Annotated in this window: 18 protein-coding genes; 1 reads left to right on the top strand and 17 read right to left on the bottom strand. The window is 50.2% G+C overall.

The annotated features are described in order from the left end of the window. Nucleotides 1-235 precede the first annotated feature (235 nt). From DFQ01_RS27500 to DFQ01_RS27450, 11 genes are all read right to left on the bottom strand, one after another. The gene (locus tag DFQ01_RS27500) at nucleotides 236-1,447 is read right to left on the bottom strand and encodes a response regulator (RefSeq protein WP_110047137.1); all 1,212 of its coding nucleotides are present in this window, start codon (nucleotides 1,445-1,447) and stop codon (nucleotides 236-238) included. Nucleotides 1,448-1,483: 36 nt separating this feature from the next. Continuing rightward, entirely contained in the window at nucleotides 1,484-3,379 is a 1,896-nt protein-coding gene (locus DFQ01_RS27495; protein WP_110047136.1) for a cache domain-containing sensor histidine kinase, read from the bottom strand. A 27-nt stretch (nucleotides 3,380-3,406) separates the two neighbouring features. Further along, nucleotides 3,407-4,414, bottom strand: a complete 1,008-nt coding sequence (locus tag DFQ01_RS27490; protein WP_110047135.1) for a substrate-binding domain-containing protein — start codon at nucleotides 4,412-4,414, stop codon at nucleotides 3,407-3,409. Between the two features lie 136 nt (nucleotides 4,415-4,550). Then, a complete protein-coding gene (locus DFQ01_RS27485; protein ID WP_245946906.1) occupies nucleotides 4,551-5,834 on the bottom strand; it encodes a galactokinase in 1,284 nt (427 codons plus the stop codon). Between the two features lie 175 nt (nucleotides 5,835-6,009). After that, nucleotides 6,010-7,071: a glycoside hydrolase family 53 protein gene (locus tag DFQ01_RS27480; RefSeq protein WP_110047134.1), complete on the bottom strand. Its 1,062-nt coding sequence runs from the start codon at nucleotides 7,069-7,071 to the stop codon at nucleotides 6,010-6,012. A gap of 29 nt (nucleotides 7,072-7,100) precedes the next feature. After that, on the bottom strand, nucleotides 7,101-7,979 hold the full coding sequence (locus DFQ01_RS27475; protein WP_110047133.1) for a carbohydrate ABC transporter permease: 879 nt from the start codon (nucleotides 7,977-7,979) through the stop codon (nucleotides 7,101-7,103). Nucleotides 7,980-8,000: 21 nt separating this feature from the next. Then, nucleotides 8,001-8,894: an ABC transporter permease gene (locus DFQ01_RS27470; RefSeq protein ID WP_110047132.1), complete on the bottom strand. Its 894-nt coding sequence runs from the start codon at nucleotides 8,892-8,894 to the stop codon at nucleotides 8,001-8,003. A gap of 554 nt (nucleotides 8,895-9,448) precedes the next feature. Further along, a complete protein-coding gene (locus DFQ01_RS27465) occupies nucleotides 9,449-11,164 on the bottom strand; it encodes a type 2 periplasmic-binding domain-containing protein (RefSeq protein ID WP_110047131.1) in 1,716 nt (571 codons plus the stop codon). A gap of 124 nt (nucleotides 11,165-11,288) precedes the next feature. Beyond that, nucleotides 11,289-12,935, bottom strand: a complete 1,647-nt coding sequence (locus tag DFQ01_RS27460; RefSeq protein ID WP_110047130.1) for a response regulator transcription factor — start codon at nucleotides 12,933-12,935, stop codon at nucleotides 11,289-11,291. Further along, nucleotides 12,928-14,733, bottom strand: a complete 1,806-nt coding sequence (locus tag DFQ01_RS27455) for a sensor histidine kinase (protein WP_110047129.1) — start codon at nucleotides 14,731-14,733, stop codon at nucleotides 12,928-12,930. The genes DFQ01_RS27460 and DFQ01_RS27455 overlap by 8 nt, the downstream gene beginning before the upstream one ends. Nucleotides 14,734-14,876: 143 nt before the next feature. Then, nucleotides 14,877-15,887, bottom strand: coding sequence for a DUF4097 family beta strand repeat-containing protein (locus DFQ01_RS27450; RefSeq protein WP_174812537.1), 1,011 nt, complete (start codon nucleotides 15,885-15,887; stop codon nucleotides 14,877-14,879). A gap of 235 nt (nucleotides 15,888-16,122) precedes the next feature. On the opposite strand from DFQ01_RS27450, the gene DFQ01_RS27445 reads away from it, so the two are divergent. Continuing rightward, nucleotides 16,123-16,794 (top strand): 3'-5' exonuclease, encoded by a 672-nt coding sequence (locus DFQ01_RS27445; protein WP_110047127.1) that lies wholly within the window; start codon nucleotides 16,123-16,125, stop codon nucleotides 16,792-16,794. A gap of 33 nt (nucleotides 16,795-16,827) precedes the next feature. Here the strand turns inward: DFQ01_RS27445 and DFQ01_RS27440 are convergent, their stop codons facing one another. The 6 genes from DFQ01_RS27440 to comX all read right to left on the bottom strand — a co-directional run bounded on the left by DFQ01_RS27440 (nucleotide 16,828) and on the right by comX (nucleotide 22,634). Then, nucleotides 16,828-17,400: a ribonuclease H-like YkuK family protein gene (locus tag DFQ01_RS27440; RefSeq protein ID WP_110047126.1), complete on the bottom strand. Its 573-nt coding sequence runs from the start codon at nucleotides 17,398-17,400 to the stop codon at nucleotides 16,828-16,830. 240 nt (nucleotides 17,401-17,640) lie between these two features. Beyond that, on the bottom strand, nucleotides 17,641-18,384 hold the full coding sequence (locus DFQ01_RS27435) for an ABC transporter permease (protein WP_110047125.1): 744 nt from the start codon (nucleotides 18,382-18,384) through the stop codon (nucleotides 17,641-17,643). After that, nucleotides 18,384-19,127 (bottom strand): ABC transporter ATP-binding protein, encoded by a 744-nt coding sequence (locus DFQ01_RS27430; protein WP_245946905.1) that lies wholly within the window; start codon nucleotides 19,125-19,127, stop codon nucleotides 18,384-18,386. Before DFQ01_RS27430 ends, DFQ01_RS27435 begins: the two co-directional genes overlap by 1 nt. 231 nt (nucleotides 19,128-19,358) lie before the next feature. After that, entirely contained in the window at nucleotides 19,359-20,024 is a 666-nt protein-coding gene (locus DFQ01_RS27425) for a response regulator transcription factor (RefSeq protein ID WP_110047124.1), read from the bottom strand. After that, nucleotides 20,021-22,378, bottom strand: coding sequence for an ATP-binding protein (locus DFQ01_RS27420; RefSeq protein ID WP_110047123.1), 2,358 nt, complete (start codon nucleotides 22,376-22,378; stop codon nucleotides 20,021-20,023). Before DFQ01_RS27420 ends, DFQ01_RS27425 begins: the two co-directional genes overlap by 4 nt. Before the next feature lie 73 nt (nucleotides 22,379-22,451). Further along, on the bottom strand, nucleotides 22,452-22,634 hold the full coding sequence (gene comX / locus DFQ01_RS27415; RefSeq protein WP_110047122.1) for a competence pheromone ComX: 183 nt from the start codon (nucleotides 22,632-22,634) through the stop codon (nucleotides 22,452-22,454). Nucleotides 22,635-22,646 lie beyond the last annotated feature (12 nt).

Raw genomic sequence — 22,646 nt, 5'->3', positions numbered from 1 at the left:
CTTTTGTTTTTGTTGTCTGGCTGGACAACTTCATCATAAGGAGGTGCTCGTTTAATTTCAAAGCCGAAATTTAACACCATACAGGAATGCTTTGTGTCCGGATTGTTACCTTTTCTGATCTTACATAATCAGAACAATCTGGACACAACAGCGATCGAAAGAACTTTCACCTGCGCAGTGACCGACTCGCCAACCTAAGGTTTTCCCCGCACGAAACAATCTCACACAACTAAGTTCAGTCGAACGCCCCGCCCTTCCGATACTGATTCGGCGAAACCCCGTTCACCTTCTTAAACGCCGTACTAAAATAATGCTGCGTATCGTACCCGACCCGCTCCGCAATCTCATTAATCGATAGCTCCGTGCCGCTCAACAGCTGCACCGCCTTCTTCATCCGCAGCTGCGTCAAATAACTAACGAACGTCATCCCAAGCTCCTGCTTCAGCAATCGGCTTACATAAACCGGCGATGCCTGCAGCGCATCCGCCACCGCTTCCAGCGTCAGCTCCGAATCCCCATAGTGCTCCAGCAAATACTGCTTCGCGCGTCGTACGAGCGGAGACAGCGTCATATCGCGGTACACCGCCGACTTGGCAATCTCGTACGTCTCGCCGAGCTTGTCGAGTGATCCATTGAACGCCTCTGCCTGCACCTGAACCGGCAGCTTCAAATGCGAGCGCACCGCTTCCTCAATCTCAGGGAATACACGATCCGGCGGCTCTCCCCAGATGAGTATGACCGTCAATCCGGCCTCATCACGGAACAGCACCTTCTCATACCCTTCCAGCAGCTCCGCCGCAATATTCTCGATCGCGAATCGGAACAGCTGCCGCTCTTTCTCCGGCATTAACGGTGCGCCGGTAATCGTCTCCGGCCAACGGATGACACCTACAATCTGAGGGGCTGCATCCGGCAGCATCAGAAAGCGAAGCTGCTCCTCCACCTCTTCCTCAGTAAGCTGGCCTTTGATCCATTCCAGACAAAACCGCTCCCGCAGCAGCGGAAAATTACGCGTAATTTGCTTCGAGGCATGCTCCAGATGCTGCTGCTGCTGCTTGCTGTTCGTGAGATCATCTCGAATTCGAGTCAATACCTGCGTCAACTGCTCGGGATTCGTTGGCTTGAGAATGTAATCATCGACGCTCAGCCTTATCGCTTCCTGCGCATACGCAAACTCGTCGTGTCCTGTAATGATGACAATTCGACATTCCGGCAGCTGCTCCCGAATATGTTTTACAAGCGTTAATCCGTTCATGATTGGCATGCTCAGATCGACAAGCAGTACATCGATACCGAGCGCAACGGCAAGCTCAAGCGCTTCCTCGCCATCCTCTGCTTCCGCTGCAACCTCCATATCGAGCGCTTCCCACTTCACCGAATCTCGAATGCCCCAGCGGATGATAGCCTCATCATCCGCGATGAGCACCTTCCACATGGCAGCGTCCATATCGTAACACTCCTCTCCACCACAAGGCAGTAAACTCTATTTGTCCAAATAACGAATAATCGGATGACGAATCGTCACGACCGTACCTTGTCCTAATTCACTCTGAATGGTAACGCCGTACGCATCGCCGAAGGCAATTCTCACTCTCGCCTGCACATTCATCATGCCATAACCGCTGCCGCCTTCTCCCCCTGACGATGCACTGCCGCCGCCCTGCGAGGAGCCGCCGAGCAGCACATCCACTTCAGGTTTACCCGGGCTCTTGCCATACGCATCCCGCTGCACCCCAATCCCATCTGGCGAGCCGCCATCGTGCACCGACTCCAGCTTATGCAGCAGCCGAGCCAGCCTGTCCGGCGGAATGCCCGCGCCATCGTCCGCGACACGCAGCATAACTGCGCCATCTTCTTCCTTAGCCGACACGTCGATCTCACCAGGGCCACGGCGCTCTTTTACACCATGATAAATCGCATTCTCAACGAGCGGCTGCAGCATCAGCTTGAGCACATATAGGTCCCCAACAGCTGGATCTAGCGATACCTTAAAGCTGATTTTGCCGCTATAGCGCGTCTGCTGAATGTTCATGTAGCTGCTAATATGCTCGAATTCCTCCGCCAGCGGAATCATATCACTGCCCCGGTTAAGTCCGATTCGGAACAGCTTGGACAGTGATCCTACGACATCTGCAACATCATCCGCATTGCGTCGACGTGCCATCCACTGAATCGTATCAAGCGTGTTATATAAAAAATGCGGCTTAATATGCGCCTGCAAACTGCGCAGCTCCGCCTCACGCTTTTGCCGCTCTTGAACCTCCGTCAGCGTAAGGAGGCGATTGATTTGTGCCAACATCAGATTGAAGCTCCGCCCCAGCTTACCCACTTCGTCTTGCCGGTCTCCCCAATATCGAATCGTCAGATCGCCAGACTCCGCTTTTTGCATGAAGGACATGAGCTGCCCGATCGGTCTCGACATCGAGTGCGACAAATAATACGAAGCCGTTATACCAAACAGGCAGATAAGGAAAGCGAAGCTTACAACATAAAATCGGATCTCGCGCATTTCCGACACAGGCTCATTGCTCGGAAACACCCCGACGGTCATCCAGTTCGTAAATGGCGATGTCCGATAAATAAACTGTAGGCTTCGACCTTCCACCTTAGCCGAATAAGTACCCGAGCTAGTCACCGAATTCCCGTCTTCAACAGGACGCTCCGGCAATGTCTGCAGCAGCGGATGATCCGGCGCATAAATCGTATCCCCATTGTCATCGACCACCATCAGATAACCGGACTTGCCTAGCCGGACATCTTTCACGGTCTCCGCGAAGACGCGCAGCTTCACATCGATCATGATGACGCCCTTGACCTCCTGCGTGATCGGATCAACAACCGCCCGGACGAATGAGACAACCTCACTGTCTTGATAGTCGACATGGGAAGCTAAGTTCCGTCCTGATGGATGACCGATAATGCGGAAAATCCCTTTACTCTGCACCGCCTGTTTGTACCAATCATCCTCTGTCAAGCTTTTGGTCGAGCGCACATACATCTCATTGCTTATGTAATCGCCTTTATTATTCACGATGACGATGCCGGCGACTTCTGTATGAAGCGTTGTGAAGCCCGTCATGAACGTACGAATCGTCATCTCATCGTACGTGTCATGCTCCATGAACCGATTCACATTCGGGTCGAAGCTGATGAGATAGGTCATATTTTGTGCATTCTCGACGTAATGCTCGAGGGAATCATTCACCTTGCCAATCATCTGAATCGTATAATCGTTCACCTGCCGCTCAATGATTCGGCTAGCCGTCCAATCGATCAAGACGCCAAGTCCAATGGCAGGCAGAATGCCGATAAGCAGAAAATGAATAATGAGCTTGTACCGAATCGGCTGATTGTTTAAAGAGAAGCCGCTCCATTTCATAAAGGACCGCCCTCCTGCTCCCGTCGGTTATTTCGCATAGTACTCATCCACATTTTGCCGCGTCACGACGTTAATGCCTGTATCGACCTGCACCGGAAGCGGCGACATCGTTGTCGTCTGCCAATTGGCAGCTTGAACGAGCTCATGCTTCATATGGAACAGAAACTGCAGCGACCAGTACCCCATGCTCCACGTCCCTTGTGCCATCGTTGCGTCAATTCTGCCGTCCTTCACCATATCCAGCGTGCCTTTGTCCGTATCGAAGCTGACGATCTTCACCTTCTCGTTGCCGAGCGACTGGATCGCATCCCCGACGCCGACACCACCATTAGCCTCTGTAATAAAAATACCGCGTAAATTCGGATACTTCTCGACCAATTGCATCGTCACATCATGCGACGTTGTCCGCTGCGCCTTCGCATCGACGACGGCGACAACCTCCATATTCGGGAACTCGGTACGAATCGTATCCTTGAATCCTCTCGTCCGATCCTCTAGATTCATCTGGTGAGGCTGATACAGAACGGCAACATCGCCCTCACCGCCTGTTAAATCCCCCATCGTCCTCGCAGCAATAACGCCGGCACGGTAGTTGTCGGTTGCCAGCAGCGAATAGGCTTTACTCTCTGTTGTGCCGGAGTCGAACAAGACGACTGGAATGCCTTCCTTAATCGCTTTGTTAATCGTCGGATTGAGCGCTTCTGGATTGATTGCCGTGAGCGCAATGCCCGCGGGCCGCTTCGCGATGACCTGCTCCAGCACCGTAATCTGCTCCTGCAGATCGTACTTCGTCGCCCCGCGATATTCGACCGACACGTTAAGCGCCTCTGAAGCGTCCTCGAACCCTTTGAGCACCCCTTTCCAGTAATCGATGCCCGATTGAAACGTGACCATCACATATTTCTCGTCGACGCTGCCCCTAAGGCCCCCTGTCGTCTCCCACGGATTGTCATCGTTCTTACTCGTCTGATAATTGATCACATACACAATAAAGGACATGATCAGTAAGCCGTAGATGAACATCAGCTTCTTCAAGCGATGTAACCCCTTTCACCATGCAAGATAGGCTAGTAGACCTGTACACAGTATAGCCGAAACCTTACGAAAAAAAAGAGCCTGCCTCATCATGCTGCTGCATGAAGATAGAGGCAGGCCCTTCAACCATTGTACATTAGATCGCTAAGCAGATCGCGCCTTGCTGACGAACGTTGATCGTGAATGTCTGCGTACCAAGCGTTCCGCCGATGAATTGTGCATACTCATCTGCCGACTCGCCAGGGACGATCGCAAGAATAACGCCCGCGAAGCCGCCGCCGTGTACACGGCATGCGCCCTTGCCGATCTTACGCAAATACTGCTCCGTCAGTGCAAGCGCAATGGTGATGCCCTGCTCGCGCGAGTCCGAGTCCCGGTAGCAGTTCTGCAGCCATTTCCACGACGAGTTGCCCGACTCGGTAATGAGCGTAAGGAACTTGTCGAACTCATCATTGCGAAGCGCAGCTGCCTGCTCGTCCACCCGACGATTCTCTTCCAGAAAATGCAGCGCCCGCAGCACAGCACGGTCGCCCGCTTGCTCGCGCAGCATGCCCAGGTTCTCATAAATCTGCTCTGCCGTAATGTCGCGGCACACTTGTCCACCGAGGAGCCTTGCCACTTCGAACATCTCGTTCGGTACCGCTGCATAGTCGGCTGTCAGATCAGCATGGTTGCCGCCTGTAGCAACGATGACGAGCGAGTAGCCTTTATCACGGAATGGGTATTCGATCGGTTCGATAACAGGCTGTGCCGGGTCCTTGAAATCGATCGTAATGAGACCGCCATATGCACATGCCATTTGATCGAGCATACCGGAAGGTTTGTGCCAGTAGCGGTTCTCCGAGAACTGACCGATGCGCGACATCATAACGGCATCCAGCACGCCATCGTTATAATAGGTGCTTAGAATCGTACTGACGAGCATCTCGAACGAAGCCGACGAGCTAAGGCCCGAAGCCGACAGCACGTTGCTTGAGACATACGCAGTGAAGCCGCCAATGTGGTAACCGAATTCGAGGAATCCTGCTGCAATGCCTCGCACGAGCGCCGTCGTTCCGCCTTCGCCCTCGATCGGTCCCAGTTCGTCCAGATCGACGACCGTCTGGCCAGGGTAGCCTTCGGACACGATCGTAATCCGACGATCCGATGTTGGCGCCGATGCAGCGATCGTATCAAGATTAATGCTTGCCGCGAGTACTTTGCCGTAGTTATGGTCGGTATGATTGCCGCCGATTTCACTGCGTCCAGGCGCACTGAACAAACGGACGTCACCAGCGCCGAACAGTTCCTCATATTGCGTCAGCAGCGAGCTGTAGCGGCCCGTCTGCATTTCGAGCATTTCCTTACCGTAGAGATTGGCCAGCATCTGCTGTCCTTCTTGCGATGCAATGCGTTCTTTCATCAATTGCGTAGTTGCCATATTGGTTCATCTCCTTGAACATGTCAGTTAACATTTCTTATTTTACAAAAAAGCGACTGTCCTTCGCCATCTAAGTAGATAGCGAGAAGAACTGCCGCTTAAACGCGCCTTCGCGTACTTGTATTCGTTCCAATAGATGAATTTCCTGCTGAGATAACGAAGCTTTTGTCGGCTATTAGCTATTTGGAACGATCTCCAGCTCTTTCAGAATCTCGAGCGATTTCAGCTTGCGCCCTTCAAAATCGAACAACGTCAAGTTCGACCAGTTGTTGCCGTGACCGACGGACCAATCCGACTTGGACGGAATCCAGCATGGCTCCCAATAGTGGAAGCCGACTCCACGACCGTTCGGCGTTGATTGAATCACACTAATGAAATCACGCAGATAGTCCGCTTGCCCCTGCACGCTTGCTGGATAACCTGCATGGAGCTGCTCCTCTTTATCCACGATAAAGGAGAGCTCACGATTTTGCGCAATCGTCCACGGGTATGCCGTCTCCACGACAACGATGTCCTTGTCATAGCGCAGCGCCAAGTCAGTCAGATTGTTCTTCAGATCTTCCAGCGTGCCATGCCACCATGGATAAAAGGATAGTCCAATCGTGTCGAATTCAACCCCGAGCCGCTCGAAACGATCATAGAATCGACGGCTAGCCGCATTATCGCCGCCTCGGTCGATATGAATCATCATGTTAAGATCAGGATCAACAGCTTTTGCCGCCTCAATACCCGACTTCACGAGTGCTGCGAATTTCTCCCACTGTGAATCGTTGTCGCTTCCTTCTCCTTCTACACGACCATCACCCCACAGCATCCCGGGCGTAATCTCATTGCCGATTTGCACCATATCCGGGAGCGTGCCTTGTGCTTGCAGCTCCGTCAACACGAGCCTTGTATAATCATAGACGGCCTGCGTCAATCTGCCAAAATCCAGTGCTTCCCAAGCTTTAGGCTTCGTCTGATTCGCAGGGTCTGCCCATACGTCTGAGTAGTGGAAGTCAAGAAGGAAATGCAGCCCCAGCGCCTTAATCCGCTTCGCCATCAGAAGCGTCCGCTCTAGATTGCAGAAGCCTCCTGGCGGGTCGTTCCAAATCCGTAGACGAATCGAATTAACGCCGTTAGCCGCCATAATATGCAAACAGTCGCGCTGCAAATCGCCTTCGTAGAAAGCGCCGCCTCCCTGCTCAATTTCGTCCAGAAACGATACATCCATACCTTGAATTCGTACACTACTCATTGGAACAGACAGCCCCTTCGCATTGCTTCTTATTCTTTAACCGAGCCAAGCACGAGACCTTTGACGAAGAACTTCTGCAGGAACGGATACACAAGCAGCACTGGCAGCGCGCCGATGAAAATTTGTGCAGCGTTTACCGTTTTCTGCGAAATGAGTGCCATACTCGCCGGATCAAGACTCATTGAGGTTAGATCTCGTTGAATAATAACGGTCTGCAGAAATGTAGCCAACGGATACTGGTCCGAGCTGTTCGTATAGAGCAGGCCGTCGAACCAAGAGTTCCAGTGGAATACGATGCTGAACAAGCCGAGCGTAGCAATCGCCGGCATCGATACCGGCAGGAAGATGCGGAACAACGTCCTGAAGTGGCCGGCGCCGTCGATCATTGCCGCCTCTTGCAATTCCTTCGGAATACCCCGGAAGAAGTTCATCATCAGAATCGTTAAGTAGATATTCACTGCACCCGGAAGCACAAGCGCCCAGAACGAGCCCATCAGATGAAGCTTCTGAATGACCATATAGAACGGCACCAATCCGCCGTTAAATACCATTGCGAAAACGAAGATCCAAGAGTAAATCGTCCGGCCTTTGAAATCGCTGTTCTCCTTCGCAAGCGGATACGCCGCCATAAAAGCGAGCAGCAGCGTCAGCGACGTCCCAAGAACAGTACGTTTGACCGATACCCAGAGCGAATGCAGGAAGATCGGATTATCGATCGTCTTCTTGTAGGCTTCCAGCGTGAATTGCACCGGCCAGAGGTTTACGAGATTGGCATCCGCGGCCGACTTGGCACTGAACGATACGGCCAGCACATGGACCAGCGGAATGATGCAAGCGAGCGACAGAAGCAGAAGACCGATGGTGTTGAATACCGTGAAAACTCGGTACGATAATGTTTTATGATACATGTCTATCTCCCTCTCACGTCATTAGAAGATTCGGTAGTTGGCCCATTTGTACGCGATCCGGTAGGACACAAAGATGAGCACCATGCTGATGACCGATTTGAACAATCCGATTGCCGTTGCGAAGCCCATATTGCCTCCAAGAATACCAATTCGGTAAACGAACGTATCGAGAATGTCTCCCTTTTCGTAGACGAGACCATTGTACAGGTTGAAAATTTGGTCGAATCCCGCATTGAGCACATTGCCGAGCGCCAGCGTGCCTACGACGATCGTTATCGGCATGATCGACGGAATCGTAATGTGCAGCGTCTGCTTCCACCGGCTTGCGCCGTCAACCTCGGCCGCCTCGTAAAGTGCGGGGTTAATGTTAGCAAGTGCCGCCAGGAAGACGATCGCGCCATAGCCGAACTCTTTCCATACATCCGAGACAATGACCGTTACGCGGAACCAGTTGCCATCACCCAGGAAGAAGATCGGACCGATGCCGATCGATTCGAGAATCCGATTAATGAAACCTCCATCGGTCGACAGAACGTTGAGCAGAATGCCGCCGAGAATGACCCACGACAAGAAGTGCGGCAAGTAAACCAACGTCTGTACGAACCGTTTGAACAAATCTTTGCGTACTTCATTCAAAAAGATTGCGAATGTGAAAGGCGCTACCAGATTGAAGAAGAGCTTGAGCACGGCGATAACGACCGTGTTCCAGATCACCTGCATACTGTCTTCGCGTTCGAATAGAAATCTGAAGTTATCCAGCCCGACCCACTTCGACCCTGAGATGCCAAGCCGTGGTTTAAAGTCCTGGAATGCCATGACGATACCCGCCATTGGCAAATAACTGAAAGCGATCAAAAACAGCAGTGATGGCAATACCATCAAGTGAAGCGGCCAGTATTTCTTTAGATGTGTCATTCGCTCGTTCCCCCTGACTCGAGTCTCCAATGTAAACGTTTATGTTCGAATTATAGCAAGTGAGCTAGGAGGCTTAGTAGACATCAAAGCCAACATAAATGGCACAATTGCAACCAATGTAATCTACCCTTCTAAATCCTCCCTCACGGGAGGACTTCAGGGGCTTTGCCCCTGTAACCCCGTGTTTTTCTAGACAACTAAATTAAAGATTTCTACAAATTCTAACCACCTAAATCCAACATCTCTACCCACCTAAATCCTCCCTGCTAGGGGGGACCCCATGGGAATAAGCTTATGCTTCCGATGTGGTTTCCTTACGGAAACCTTTACCCCTGGACCCCGGAAGGTTGGTGATGGCGGAACCGAGGTGCTTGTGAGCTAGTGCGTGCTGGGAGTCGTGTGCCTCTCTGGGGCACAACTTTTGTTCGAGCGGTTCTAGTACTAAAAAATTTCTACTACTACTCCACAGTGTTGATCTGCAAAAAAACTGCCCCACAATCACCGCTGGTGATGTGGGGCAGTTTCGTATCGAATAGAGCTCAGCTATTCGAATGTTATTTCTTGATGCCGTCGTACCACGTGTTAACTTCCGCCGTGATTTGGTCGCCGCCTGAGCTCTTCCACGTTTCAACGAATTTATCGAACGCATCAGCAGGCTTCTCGCCGTAGATGATTTCGTTGAACGTTTGAGCTTCGATCTTCTTCAGGTAATCGAATTTTGTCTTCATCGTCTCAGTCGTAGGGCCTGTGTACATATTCATCAAGCCGGCATCCTTCTGACCCATGAGCACAACAGCTGCCGCAGGCGTTTCTTTACCGAAATTGTTCTTCAGGTCTTTCTCCATGCGCGTCGTTGGCTCTTTGCCGTCTGCCAGGTTAAGCAGCGCCTTCATCTGAGCATCTGGAATACGAGCGCCATCGCGAACGAGCAGGTAACGAACCGTGCTCATAGCGCCGCCTGGGATGTTATCGTCGCCGTATACCGCGTTGCCGTTAGCGTCGAGCTCATAGTCATAACCTTTGAACAGGCCATTCTCGAACGGACCACCCGGCTGCGGGTCAGCCAGATTGTCGAACATGTAGTTTTGGTACGTAAACAGTGCTTCTGGATTTTTCATGTCCTTGTTGATCAGGATAACGCCGTTAGAGAATGAGGTGCCATGACGGCCTACTTTTCCATCTGGGCCTGCTGGCAGTGCGATTGGCTTCCATACGGCATCCGGATCATTCTTCACCGTATCTTGCAGCGGCCAGCCGCTCATCCAGTAAGGACCTGGGATAATGCCTGCCGTGCCTGCAACTGCTGGCTCGGACGTTTTGTTCTCATCCCACAGCGCTGCTTCCTTCGGAATCCAGCCTTTCGTGTACCATTCGTTCAGCTTCGTCAGACCTTGCTTCATGCCTGCGTTAACCGAACCCCACTCCAGCTTGCCGTCTGCACCAACATTCCACTGCTGTGGAACCGTGCCATACGCGCCGAAGATCCAAGATGGATCACCCATCCACGTGTTCATCGACGTTTTGAAACCGATGCTCAGTGGAACAACTTTGTCCGGAGCAAGACCGCTCGGATTGTTGTTCTTGAACGCTTCCATGACTGTCTCGAGTTCTTCGATCGTCGTAGGAGCTTTCAAGTTCAGCTTATCCAGCCAGTCTTGGCGGATCCAGAGCAGGTAGTCGTTGTTGTATGCATAGTCAAGGATCGGAATAGCCATGCGAGCGCCATCGCGCAGGTATGGATTCCAAACATTCGAGTCAAGATTCATTGCTGATTTCCACGTGTCATTCGCATACTTATCGAACAACGCACCAGCGTCTTGGAAGGCGCCGGAGTCGATCAAGTCTTGGATGAGCTGTGGATCTTCGCTGCCTGCAACGACTACATCTGGTAATTCTTGACCCGACGTCAATGCTAGGCGAAGCTTAGTCGCGAAAGCATTGTTCGTATTTGCAACTGACCAGAGTGATTTAATCTCGATGCCGAGCGTATCCTTCGCCCATTTCGTAGCGACGTTGTTCTCGATCGTCTCGCCGTTCTTGAACTTCACTTCCGGAGCAACAGCCCATACCGTGGAGATCGACACCGGAGGATCGTATTTATCTTTGTATGCACTTGTTTCTTCCGAACCCGTCTCCGTTTTCGTTTCAGTCGTCGTTCCTGTGGAATCAGTCGACTTCTTGTCATCCTTGCTGCCGCCGCATGCTGCAAGTGCAATCATCAGAAACAGAGAAAGTGTCAACAATAGCGTTGCTCTAACTTTGGCTCTCATGTTGTTCCCCCTTATCATATGTTTACGTTTTCATTATAGAATGGGGGTGCCAAGAGGCCTATGTCATAAATCGAACATTTCTGCACCTTTGACAACCATTTGCGCCAATCTTGTTCGCGAAAACTTAATCGGCCATGTCGCGGAATTCCTGCGGCGTCATGCCGTAATACTTTTTGAACATCTTGCTGAAGTATTGCGGGTTCTGATAACCGAGCTCGGCCGTAATCTCATAAATCTTCTTATTCGTCTTCTTCAGCATGTGATGCGCACGTTCCATCCGCATGCGAATGATATAGTCGCTCAGACTTTCACCTGTGTCAGCCTTATAGATTTTGGACAAATATACGGGGTGCAAATATACCTTATCTGCGATCGTCTTCACCGACGTATCCTGCCCCAGTGTCTCTTCTACAATCTCCTGCACCTGTTTCACCAGATGCGTTCGTGTTGACTCCGTCGAAGACAGCTCGGACTCGAGCTTGCCTAGCATGTTGACCGCCCAGCCGCGCAGCTTGTCCTGCGAATGGATACCCGAACGATCGAGGAGCATATCGAACGCAGAATGGTCGATGTCCGTCATAAACTGTCCCCGCTTGTGAGCGCTATACATAAACGCATTCGATACATACAGGAAAACCTCATACAAATGCTCTCTTGAACGGGTCGTCCGTCCCAACAGATCGAATACTTCATGAATTTTATCGCGCGAAGCGGCCCACTGTTTCGATTCGAGCAAATGGAGCAATGTCGGCGGCTTATGCAGCTGCTCTAGCGACTTCGCTGGCAATGAACGGTCCACCGTCTCCTCTAGGAACTGAATCGCGTTATCCGGTTCCGTTCCCTGCTCATTCAGGAAAAATGCGCTCAGCGCGCTCCGATAACCGTCCGCCACATCTTCAGGGAACGAAAACCAGCGTGTAATAAAGCAGGAAGTTTCCGAGCGGAGAAACTTACTCGTCTGCTCCTGGAACCAGACGGCCGCCTCTGACAATTGCTCGCGCACTGCCGCTCCTGGCTGCTCTACCGTCCCATATCTTTTACGGCCGCTATCTTTCATCTGCGCGAGGAGAACAAGGCAGTCATGCGGTGTCTTGCCGCACCAGACGCGAAAGCTGCCGCCGAATATTTCCTCGGCAATATTTCCGACAGCATACTCCAATAATGACGCAGAATGCTCGTCTGCATCGTCGAATGGTGTGCTGAATTGGATGAGCATCAGCACTGCCGGTTCATCAACTGTCAGCGTGATCTCGTACTGCTGCAGCTTATTTTGTACCAACGCGCCATTTAATTGACGTCCAAGCAGCAAATCATGAAGCAGATGGCCGCGCAGCACGGTATAGTCGGATTTGCGGTCATACAAGAGCTGGTTGTACTTGTCTGCTTCCTTCCATTCCGCATGCAGCTTCTCTACGGCATTGGAGATGCTGACGACAAATTCGTCATCGTTAACCGGTTTAAGAATGTAATCCGTAGCCTTGAGCTGCAGCGCACGCTTCGCATAGTCAAAGTCAGAATGACCCGTAAGCAGCATACAACGGATGTTCGGCCAACGCTCTGCAATAACCTCAATTAGCTCTAGCCCATCCATTCCCGGCATGCGGATATCACTGACGACGATATCGATCTCCTGTTCCTCTAGCAGCTGCAGCGCTTCCTTTGCCGATTCTGCCTGATATACATTGCTGACGCCTAGATCCTGCCATGGAATCGTTCTCGCCAAACTTTCCGTTACGTATGATTCATCATCTACTAGCAATATATCAATCATGGTGCTGCCCCCTGCCCGATGAAAGTTCATCTCGTTGATTAGTATCTGCCTCTATTAAAGCCGCTCTTGCCGAATCCGTCCAGTGCAGCACGATTTTGAAACCGCCCGAAGCCGATGTACCAAGCGTCAGGCCAGCTGAATCCCCGAATTGCAGCTGCATCCGTTGATGCACGTTCCATAGGCCGCAGCCCATTTCTTCTTCCATCGGTTTCGATAGCTTGTACTGCAAGACAAGAATGCTCTCGGCATCCATTCCAACCCCATCGTCTTCAACGATCAACCGATAACTGCCCCCACTCGACTCACCCGTAATTGTGATGCGTCCAGCTTCCGCGCTCGATTCAATACCGTGAATAACCGCATTCTCGACGAGTGGCTGCAGCACCAGCGGCGGAATTTCCGCATCCAGCATATCATCTGGAATTTGAATTGAAACTTCTAACCGCTTCATCCTAAGCTTCTGAATATCGAGATAATGATTGACGAAATCAAGCTCCTCTACGAAAGGAACGACATCCCGCTCCTGTCTTGTCGTGTATCGGTAATAAGCAGCGAGATTTTGACTCATTGCCACAACAGCGCGATAGTCCTGCAGCTTCGCCATGCTGGAGATGAATGAGAAGCAGTTGTAGAAGAAATGCGGATTGATCTGCGACTGCAGCTGCTTCAGCTTTGCCTCACGCACCCGGATTTGCTCCACGTATACTTTCTCGAATAGCTCCTGGATTTGTGTAACCATCAAGTTAAATCGGGTGAATAAGAACTTGAACTCCGACGCTCCATTCCCTTTCGTATCGAGCCGCACGGAGTAGTCACCGCTGCGCAGCTTGTGGAAGCTGACAATCAGCTTCTTCACCGGTACCTGCACCTGACCGTACAGCAAATAAGCAGCCAAACAACTCATTAGCAGCAAACAGCTAACCGAGAAGTAGAACAAACGGTTCGACTCATTGATCGGCTTGAGAATATCGGCGAGCGGCGTATAGTCGATCAAATACCAGCCCGTCGACTCCGACAATGCCATATTGACGAGATAGTCTTGTCCGTTCACCTCAACCGTATGGCTGCCAAGACTGCCATCGGAATCACCATCCTGCAGTTGCAGCTGATTAACGAGCTGCTGAGCCAACTGCTGGTCGGAAGTACGGTTATAAATAAGTCCCAGCTGGCTGTTGTAATAAAACGGATCGCTGCTGCCAGAGCTTTTGAACTTATCGAGCATATCTTGAATGTTGTTGCTGTCGAAACGAACCTCAATGATCGTATTCGCGTTAGCGGGATCGGTATATTTTGAATAAGAAGACGCAGTGAACCAGCTGAACTGGAAGGAGCCTTCCTCCACCTTCTTCACCTGCCAGCCCCACTTGATACGCTTCTTCAAATCGGCTTCATCATAGGTTTTCGCATCATTAACGGATACAACCCGATGCAGCGTCGGCGAGTAAATATAGAGACTGCTCCGCCAGTTCGACGAGCTCTCTTGAATCGCAAGCTTCGTCTGAATTCGCTTGACGAGCGAGATCGTGTTGAGGTTGAAATACTCACTCGTCAGGAAAATTTCCTGAAAGCTCGCGATATCCGGATCCTGAATGAGCAGGTTCGGCCATAGAGATAAAATCTCCACATTAGTGTCCACCTGATTCTGGAAGAACACCAATTGATTCTCAGTGGACTTGCTCAGCTCCGAACGAAGGACATCCGTGCTCGTCTTGTTCGAATAGAAGTATAGGCCGATAATAGGGAGCAGCATGACAACAATCAGGACAACGATTTTGGAAAATAAATTATATTTCGGCATCTGTAGCCTCCAGCCAGCAGGTTGATCGTAATATGTACCATCATTGTAGTGGACAACCGTGCAGACGGAAAGCGTTTTCTAATACCAAACATTAAAACCCCCTGTAGGCAGAAGCCCCAGAGGGTCGAATACACCGTCTATAATTATGCTCTATGAAGTCGATAATTACCCGATCCTGTGCGGATCTGCAGCTTAATGGCGCCGTCCCCGTATCGTCCTGCCATCCGTGAATAATCATTCGTTCGCTCTGTGACAATAAATCCGTCTCCGCTGATCGATCCATTGCCTGAACCGGTACCGCACGTAACGGACAGATCTGTATTGCCAGATGCGAGATCAACGGCAATATTGCCGCTTCCCGTCCACAGCTCGCTATCCGCCGTCAACAGCAGACACTCCATCTGGATGTTGCCAGAACCTGACTCGGCTTTTACCGCGCAACTGCCGTCCTTTAAGTCAATGTTCCCGCTGCCGGAGTAAATGCTCGAGCGGCTTGCTTCGAACCGCCTTGCAGCAATATTGCCAGAGCTAGTATGCAGGTCGAACTGCTGTTCAATCCTCATATCTTTAACGTCCAGATTGCCACTATTTGAATGGACAGATGATTCGCTGGCTTCTATTCGCTCAGCCTTCACATCACCAGATCCCGTATGCATACGGAGCGTTTGGTTCAGCTTTAGATCTGACGCTAACAGGTTGCCGCTGCCAGATTCAATCGCTGCTGACTGAGCATTTAGCTGCGAAGCCTTCACGTTACCACTACCCGCTGCCAAACGAATCAATTCCCAATCCTTCACTGGCAGCTCGATCATCAGCTCCAAATGGCTCCAGTTGATAATACGGCCCATCCCCTCGGGTTCTCGAATGCCGATATGCAAATGGTCGCCTTCTCTATATGTCTCAATGCCGAACTCATCTGCCGAATGTTGTCTCGACCAGCCCGTCAGACGAATGCCGATGCTGCTGCCGCTGACGCTTCGAATGGCTGTTATATTCGCTGATTTTACTTGTACAATGACGTTGCGAATCCCTTCTGTCGCAGGCGTCGCGTAGTGATCTACCCGTTCCTTGCGCCAAAATAAAAACGACTTTCCGCTCTTCGTAGGCTTTGTCGGCAGTTGTTCGTGCTCTCCCCAATGCTCCGTTGCAGACATGCTCCTAGCCACTCCTTTATATCTATCTCTTCGTTCAGAATTGTAAGTGATTGTAATTAGACTATCATTCCCGAAGCACCGAAACAATCGACTAAGGATTGGCTTCTGTCTCAGTCTAAAGACTGACTTTAGTTGTCGGCAGCTTAGATGGCATATGTACACTACGATATTTACCATCTCCCTCTCAACCAACCCGCCATGTTACAATAGCAATAGAAGAAAGGAGTGTGACGGTATGCGCACTTATATCGTTTACGATCTAGAATTTACCGTACTCCGCAAGCAGCAGTATTCGGCCGACATTATCGAGATCGGTGCTGTCAAACTAATTGACGGCGAACAAGGTCCGATAGAAGTCGATCGTTTCCAAACCTATGTTAAACCGGAACGCAACAAAGTGATTACGGCTCATACGACCGAATTTACCGGAATAACGCAAGAGCAAGTAGATAGCGCACCATCATTCCGTGACGCAATCGAATTATTCCTGCAATGGATCGGCAACGATACGTACTACTTATGCTCGTGGGGACCAGACGACAAGCAGCACTTTGTCCGCCAGTGCCGCGATATGAAGCTTGAACTTAAGTGGCTTCGTAACATGAACGATTTGCAGTTGTTCTATACGAAGCTGCAAGGTAATGACGCTAGCCGTAGAATCGGCTTATCCAAAGCGCTCGAATCCGCGGGTCTCGCTTTCGACGGCTCACAACACCGTGCGCTTGATGACGCTGCCAATACCGCGCGTTTGTTCGTTCGCATGTTTGATCAAATTACGTTGGAGCTGAATAACGCATCCGATGATCCGCTGTACGAGACGAAGCTTGTCTACTCCAGTGTGGAAGAAGATGACGACGACAACAACCCGTTTCGCCATCTCGCCTCCTTATTCGGCAATCCCAAGTGAAGCCCCCTAAAGGGGCTTCGCCTCTTTTATACCCTACATCACAAGCCGGACCGGCCGCTTCGTATACCGGTTGGCATACGCCGATGCCCCGAATGAATCTGGCTTCGTACGAGGCGTATAAATCCCCATTGCCTTCACTCGATTGACCATTTCCTCTACATAGACAAAAGTCGGATTTCTCAGCGGCTCTGTGCCCGCATCAATATCAATAAATGACTCGATCGCGGCCCCTTGATACACGTAAGGAAGAAGCAGCCCCTCTAGCGCAGGAAGGACGGTCGCAGCGAATAAATCTCCTGTTTCCTGAGACAACGTCGTCTCGAACGAAAGCTTTTCCTTCAATGACAATAGCGGTCGTTTCACAACAGACTGCCGATAGCACGCCCAAACGCCTTTCCCTACTCGCCGAATAATGACACCTGTAACAAACTTCGTGTACGTTCCGAACACTTGGCTGTCCGTCCCGATGACGAACTGATAGGACGCTCTAACATCTGAGGACACGAAACGAACCATTCGAGCGTACACATCATCCAGCGTCATTCGAGACTCCGTCAAATTCTGAAACAGCATTTCGTCGTAAAAAGGTACGCTCTTCTTGCCCATTATCGTTGTCGCCACCTGTTCACGCGGTCACTCTCAATATCCGCCATATAGAGCAACCGCGGTCGTTATTCGGAATACTGGGACAACAGCTCAAATAAAAAGTCGCCGTCAGGACGCAACTACGCAATGAGCGAAGAGCATCTGATGTACGGCGACTTATAACTACGAAGATGGATGTGATCATTACTGGATCTAAGTATAGCGTAGCGATGAACCTGGCCTCTTGTCAACAAGGCATCACTAAGACCTGTCCCATTTAAAAATATTACGTCCGAGAATGATACCGATCGCCAAAATGACGAATAATACACTTGCATCTCCGATGCTGGATGCAGTAAACAACCGTCCTGACCATCCATTCTGCAGCAGATGAACAGCATATCGAAGTGGAATAACGACAGATACGGCCTTCAAACTGGATGGCAGCGATTCGATCGGAATCGTCGCACCCGAGAGGAACAACATCGGATACAGCATAACAAACCCGATGGCCAATGCACTGTGAACCCGTTGAAAGAGACTTGCAACGATAAAACCAACTGCAATGAATGCAGACGCAGCCAGCAGCATCGATAACAGGAACTGCATGACATTCACATTAAGTGGCGCATCCAGTCCGAGATGTCCGATTAACAAAATCTCGATGGAACCAATAATAACGGCGAATAGCCCTTTAATAACCATCGCTTGAAGAATAAGCACCGTGCGCACAGGTGTGCCCTTGAGCCGTTTGTACACACCTTTCTCCCGATCAATGACCGCTTGCAGACCAACGATGTAGAAGCCAGCAGTGAACAGCACGACACCAATCATACCCGGGATATACTGATTGAAATATTGTAAATCATCGGCATGCTGTGTCTCGAACAGCTTGCCGAAGAAATAGAAGCATAACGCGGGCATAATAAAAACGAAGAACAGCCCAATAATATCGCGAGATAGCAGCCTAAGTTCCATCTTAGTGTGCATAAATATGGATTGCATTAGGCCGACTCTCCTTTCCTCCTAATAGCTCCGAGATGTGCGTACATTTCGTTCAATGAACGGGTCCCAGCAGGCAGCTTGCACATAAGCTCCTGTGAAGTGCTGCAAATGGACAGCTTACCGTTCATTAAGATCGCTAGCCGGTCACAATGCTCCAGCGCTTCATCCAACGATTGCGTTGTCAATACAACCGTCTTGCCTTCCTCTTGAAGTCTGGCGATAATCGACCACATGTCATCGCAAGCATGCGAATCGATTCCGACGCTAGGCTCGTCCAAAAAGACGATGTCCGGATCGTTCACGAGCGCAATTGCTAGTGCAATTCGCTGCTGAACCGTGTCGGACAGATTCCGTACATATTGATTCAAATATGGTTTAAGCTTCAGCATCGCGATAATGTCGTTCAAGTCGCGTCTCTTCTTGTAATAAGAGCGAAACAGCTGAAGCGCTTCCTTCACTTTGATCTGTTCGAAAAGGACGGTTGCTTGAAGCTGGAAGCCGATCCGATGATGAAGCTTCCTTGCGTCCTTCTTTATATCCATCCCGAGCACTTGAATGTCGCCCTCATCAGCTTGCCTAATTCCCATCAACAACTCGAGCAGCGTCGACTTTCCGGAGCCACTAGGGCCAACTAGTCCAAAAATTTCACCGCGATTGACCTGCAGCGTGATGCCACGAATAACAGGTATCAATCCATATGTTTTCACAATGCCGTTGGCATCAATGACGTGTTGTGTGTTCATTAAATTCCTCCATTCCTTAAAGGTAACCTGATGAGAGCACCACCTTCCTATCCTCATGTTAAACTACCTTGAATGAATATTCACCGAAATCCACCATGCATAGCCGCGCATAAACATTGCGTTTAACCGCAGTTCGCCGCACAGAGTTGCTCTGTTCTACATCCCTACATGCAAAAACGTCTATTACCAGCTTCATAGCCATGATAATAGACGTTTCTTCCTTAATAAAAGTTATACATTATACGTAATATCACGTTCATTAATAAGTCCAAGACGGCCCGCTTCAACAATCGCCTCCGACCGTGAGCGAACGTTCAGCTTCTCGAAGATGCGAGTCAGGTTGTATTCGACCGTCCGCTGGCTCATGAACAGCTTCGCCGCAATTTCCTTATTGCTTCCACCTGTCGCCACTTCGCGCAAAATAAGCTGTTCCTTCTCGTTAATCGATACCTCTTCGATAACCTTCCCGTCCGACTGCTGAAAGCGAACTTCACTGCGACGAAGCTGCTTAAGCAGCTGTACGGGCACAACGGCTTCACCGCGCAATGCGCAGCGAATCGCCGTGATTAATTGCTCACGAGTAGACGCTTTGCTAATAAATCCTGAAACACCAGCGTCAAGCAGCATATTGTAGTGCGTCGCCAGATCATAGCCTGTATAGATCAACACTACAGCATCCGGATCAGACGCGATAACCCGCTTGGTCAACTCTAGACCGCTAATGACCGGCATATTCAAGTCGAACAGCATCACGTCAAACATGCTCTGCTCTATGCGCTCCAATGCTTCGATGCCGGAGAATACAATCGTAACTTGAATGTCCGGATCTTGCTCAATCATATGCTTTGTACCTTCGCCAACGGAAGGATGATCGTCAACCAACAGTACACGAATCATGCAGATTCCTCCTTACCAGTCTGGTACTCGCAGCTTTCCTCATCAGGTAGCGGAAGGATAATTTCAACCTCCAGCCCTTCGCCTGGCGCAGTACGGTAATAAGTCTCACCTTCAAGGCCGGATACCCGCTCGCGTATACCAGACAATCCCATATGCTGAAAGGACGATTGCAGCCTGTCCATCTCCATGCCAATTCCATTATCTCGATAGCAATATCGAACGCACTGCTGCTCATAATGCAGGGAGAGGTCGACATGCGTTGCCTTAGAGTGCTTCATGCCGTTGCGCAGCAGCTCCTGCGTAATTCGATAAAGCGTCAGAACATATTCATCGTCCATCTCCATCCGGAAATCTTGATGATTAAACGTAATCGTATAGTTCGCGTTCAACTGCGCGTGCGTGCACAAATTCTCGATCGCTTCAATAGCCCCCATCTCTTTGAGGAAAGGCGGTCGAAGCTCGTTGCACGTCTCGCGGATCTGGTGAATAACGTCCAGCAACCCTTCTCGAATATCTCCGAGGCTTGCTCTTGTTGCTTGTGGGAGCATTGCATCGTCGTTCGTAATCGCCTCCAGCTTGCGATACCATAACAGCTGGTCCTGCAATGCCGAATCATGCAGATCGCTCGCCAGCTTGCGGCGTTCCTTCTCAGACAGACGGAACAACAGCCGCAGTACCCATGGCGGCGTCTTCTCGCCTTTCTTTGAATCAAGATCCTGAACCAGGCCCTCAATTAATTGCAAGTTCTGATGAACAAAGCCGGCATACGTAATAATCGTACGGAGCCACACCTTCTCATCATGGTTGTACTCCATATGATTCTCTTTATCACTAATCCACACTAAATGCTGCGTTCCTTGGCCTTGTCCGATCATATAGCAGTTGCCGTATTTCGTCTTGATACTATCACCGGCGCTCATTCGCAGCAACCCACATTGAAGCTGGGGAAGCAGCAGTTCGAGTGGAATATCGCCGCGGCTCCGCTTCAATGTAATGACGTTGCCTTCCAGATCACGATCGATGAAACCAACCGATTGAATCGGCAGCAATCCGAACAGCTCATCCATCAGACACAGTTCCAGATCGCTTACCTTCATTACGCTGGCTACCCTGTGCGAGAAGCTCTCCAAGCTCTTCTCGAACTGATGCACGCCTTTGATAACCTTGTTGCGGAATTTGCGATCTAGCACTTCCTTCAGATAAAACGTCAATACGGTCGACACGTAGACGACCAAAATGACTTGCATCCACTGAAGCGTATGAATGCCTCGCTCTGCGAAGGCAAGACCTATTCCAATCGAGATGAGCAGCGTCGGGAGCAGACCGATCAAGCAGAAATATCGCAGCCGACTTACGATAAACTCGATATCTAGCAGTTGGTTGGAAGCGACTAAGTACAAGTAGGTCAGGGGCAGCAGCAAGAGGAAGGAACATGCAACGCCTGGATTAATAATATTGTCGCTATTCAATAAAAATGGTAGTCCCACAAAAAGAATCAATGGCAGAAAGGACCCTATGTTACCGAGCATCATATACTTCAGCAGCGCCTGATGCGTTGTATTGCGGTAACGAATGTACATTCGAACTTGGACAAGCAGCGCAATTGCCATCCCGGCTATGAAGACTGCCAACGCCACTCTCGAAGTGCTGCTTGGCGCCTGAAGGAACGAGAATACGTTATATACTTGGATTAAGATAAATAGATTCCAGACGGAGACCAGAACATAGCTGGCGTATATAGCAGCTTGATGGATGACATGGATGCCTAGCTTACTAAAATAATAACGTAAAAAATGAAGAAAAAATACGGGAGCAAAAGTCAACATTAACTTCATAATGACGCCTGAGAATACATCCGCTCTCGCATTGCCGCCAGCTGCCAAATAGCCGATCGCGACTGACATTAGAAACAATATTAATAAAAAAGCCGAACGATCGTCAGGCTTCTTGTAAACGATGAACGAGGAAAAAGCAAATAACAAAATAAAAGACGCCATTGGAATGACGGTCTGATTGAAAGATACAGGCTGTTTGTGAAAGTCAGTGAAATCAAACCTCATCTCCTGACCGTTACGGATAACTTCGACGCTTCTTGCACTTAAGATACCGTAGAACTTCGTTAAGCTCTCTTTATCAAGAGGCAGAGAATCAACCTTCGTTATAATATCCCCTACGCGGATACCTGCCTTTGCACCCCACGATTCTGGGTCTGTATAAGTAACTATCCATTTGCCATTCGAAAGCTTCGAATCAATTCCTATGTATGGAACGGTGAACTGCAGGATCGTAAACCAGCCGGCTAGTATAAGCATAATGAACAAAACAATCCATGATCTATTTTTTCTGTTCGTCATAGGGATATTACTCCTTAAACAAGCTTAGCCGGCATGTGGAAGTCCACACTACCGGCCCGTTAGTGCTATCCGATTAGGTCCCCGCCCACCACGTAAGGTTGCGCACTTGTTCTTTAGCCGTTTGTTGGCCACTCATAATGTCGTGCAATGCTCGCTGCTCTGCAGCGCTTACACCGGCGAGCGCGACGCGCCCTTGCAGGAACTGACTCATCATTTCTTGATTCTGCTTCAGTTGGGCGATAGCATTCTTAAGCATCGTCTATGACCA

This window comes from Paenibacillus cellulosilyticus, assembly GCF_003182255.1.
GTDB classification, from domain to species: domain Bacteria; phylum Bacillota; class Bacilli; order Paenibacillales; family Paenibacillaceae; genus Paenibacillus_T; species Paenibacillus_T cellulosilyticus.
The sequence above is the reverse complement of the archived record's forward strand: the minus strand, read 5'-3'. Positions and strand labels throughout refer to the sequence as shown.

What these genes read in the sequence shown, in the direction of transcription:
- DFQ01_RS27480 (WP_110047134.1), bottom strand. Translation starts at nt 7,071, where the DNA reads ATGAGTAGTGTACGAATTCAAGGTATGGATGTATCGTTTCTGGACGAA.
- DFQ01_RS27500 (WP_110047137.1), bottom strand. Translation starts at nt 1,447, where the DNA reads ATGGACGCTGCCATGTGGAAGGTGCTCATCGCGGATGATGAGGCTATC.
- DFQ01_RS27470 (WP_110047132.1), bottom strand. Translation starts at nt 8,894, where the DNA reads ATGACACATCTAAAGAAATACTGGCCGCTTCACTTGATGGTATTGCCA.
- DFQ01_RS27460 (WP_110047130.1), bottom strand. Translation starts at nt 12,935, where the DNA reads ATGATTGATATATTGCTAGTAGATGATGAATCATACGTAACGGAAAGT.
- DFQ01_RS27440 (WP_110047126.1), bottom strand. Translation starts at nt 17,400, where the DNA reads ATGGGCAAGAAGAGCGTACCTTTTTACGACGAAATGCTGTTTCAGAAT.
- DFQ01_RS27450 (WP_174812537.1), bottom strand. Translation starts at nt 15,887, where the DNA reads ATGTCTGCAACGGAGCATTGGGGAGAGCACGAACAACTGCCGACAAAG.
- DFQ01_RS27425 (WP_110047124.1), bottom strand. Translation starts at nt 20,024, where the DNA reads ATGATTCGTGTACTGTTGGTTGACGATCATCCTTCCGTTGGCGAAGGT.
- DFQ01_RS27465 (WP_110047131.1), bottom strand. Translation starts at nt 11,164, where the DNA reads ATGAGAGCCAAAGTTAGAGCAACGCTATTGTTGACACTTTCTCTGTTT.
- DFQ01_RS27455 (WP_110047129.1), bottom strand. Translation starts at nt 14,733, where the DNA reads ATGCCGAAATATAATTTATTTTCCAAAATCGTTGTCCTGATTGTTGTC.
- comX (WP_110047122.1), bottom strand. Translation starts at nt 22,634, where the DNA reads ATGCTTAAGAATGCTATCGCCCAACTGAAGCAGAATCAAGAAATGATG.
- DFQ01_RS27475 (WP_110047133.1), bottom strand. Translation starts at nt 7,979, where the DNA reads ATGTATCATAAAACATTATCGTACCGAGTTTTCACGGTATTCAACACC.
- DFQ01_RS27420 (WP_110047123.1), bottom strand. Translation starts at nt 22,378, where the DNA reads ATGACGAACAGAAAAAATAGATCATGGATTGTTTTGTTCATTATGCTT.
- DFQ01_RS27445 (WP_110047127.1), top strand. Translation starts at nt 16,123, where the DNA reads ATGCGCACTTATATCGTTTACGATCTAGAATTTACCGTACTCCGCAAG.
- DFQ01_RS27435 (WP_110047125.1), bottom strand. Translation starts at nt 18,384, where the DNA reads ATGCAATCCATATTTATGCACACTAAGATGGAACTTAGGCTGCTATCT.
- DFQ01_RS27485 (WP_245946906.1), bottom strand. Translation starts at nt 5,834, where the DNA reads ATGGCAACTACGCAATTGATGAAAGAACGCATTGCATCGCAAGAAGGA.
- DFQ01_RS27495 (WP_110047136.1), bottom strand. Translation starts at nt 3,379, where the DNA reads ATGAAATGGAGCGGCTTCTCTTTAAACAATCAGCCGATTCGGTACAAG.
- DFQ01_RS27430 (WP_245946905.1), bottom strand. Translation starts at nt 19,127, where the DNA reads ATGAACACACAACACGTCATTGATGCCAACGGCATTGTGAAAACATAT.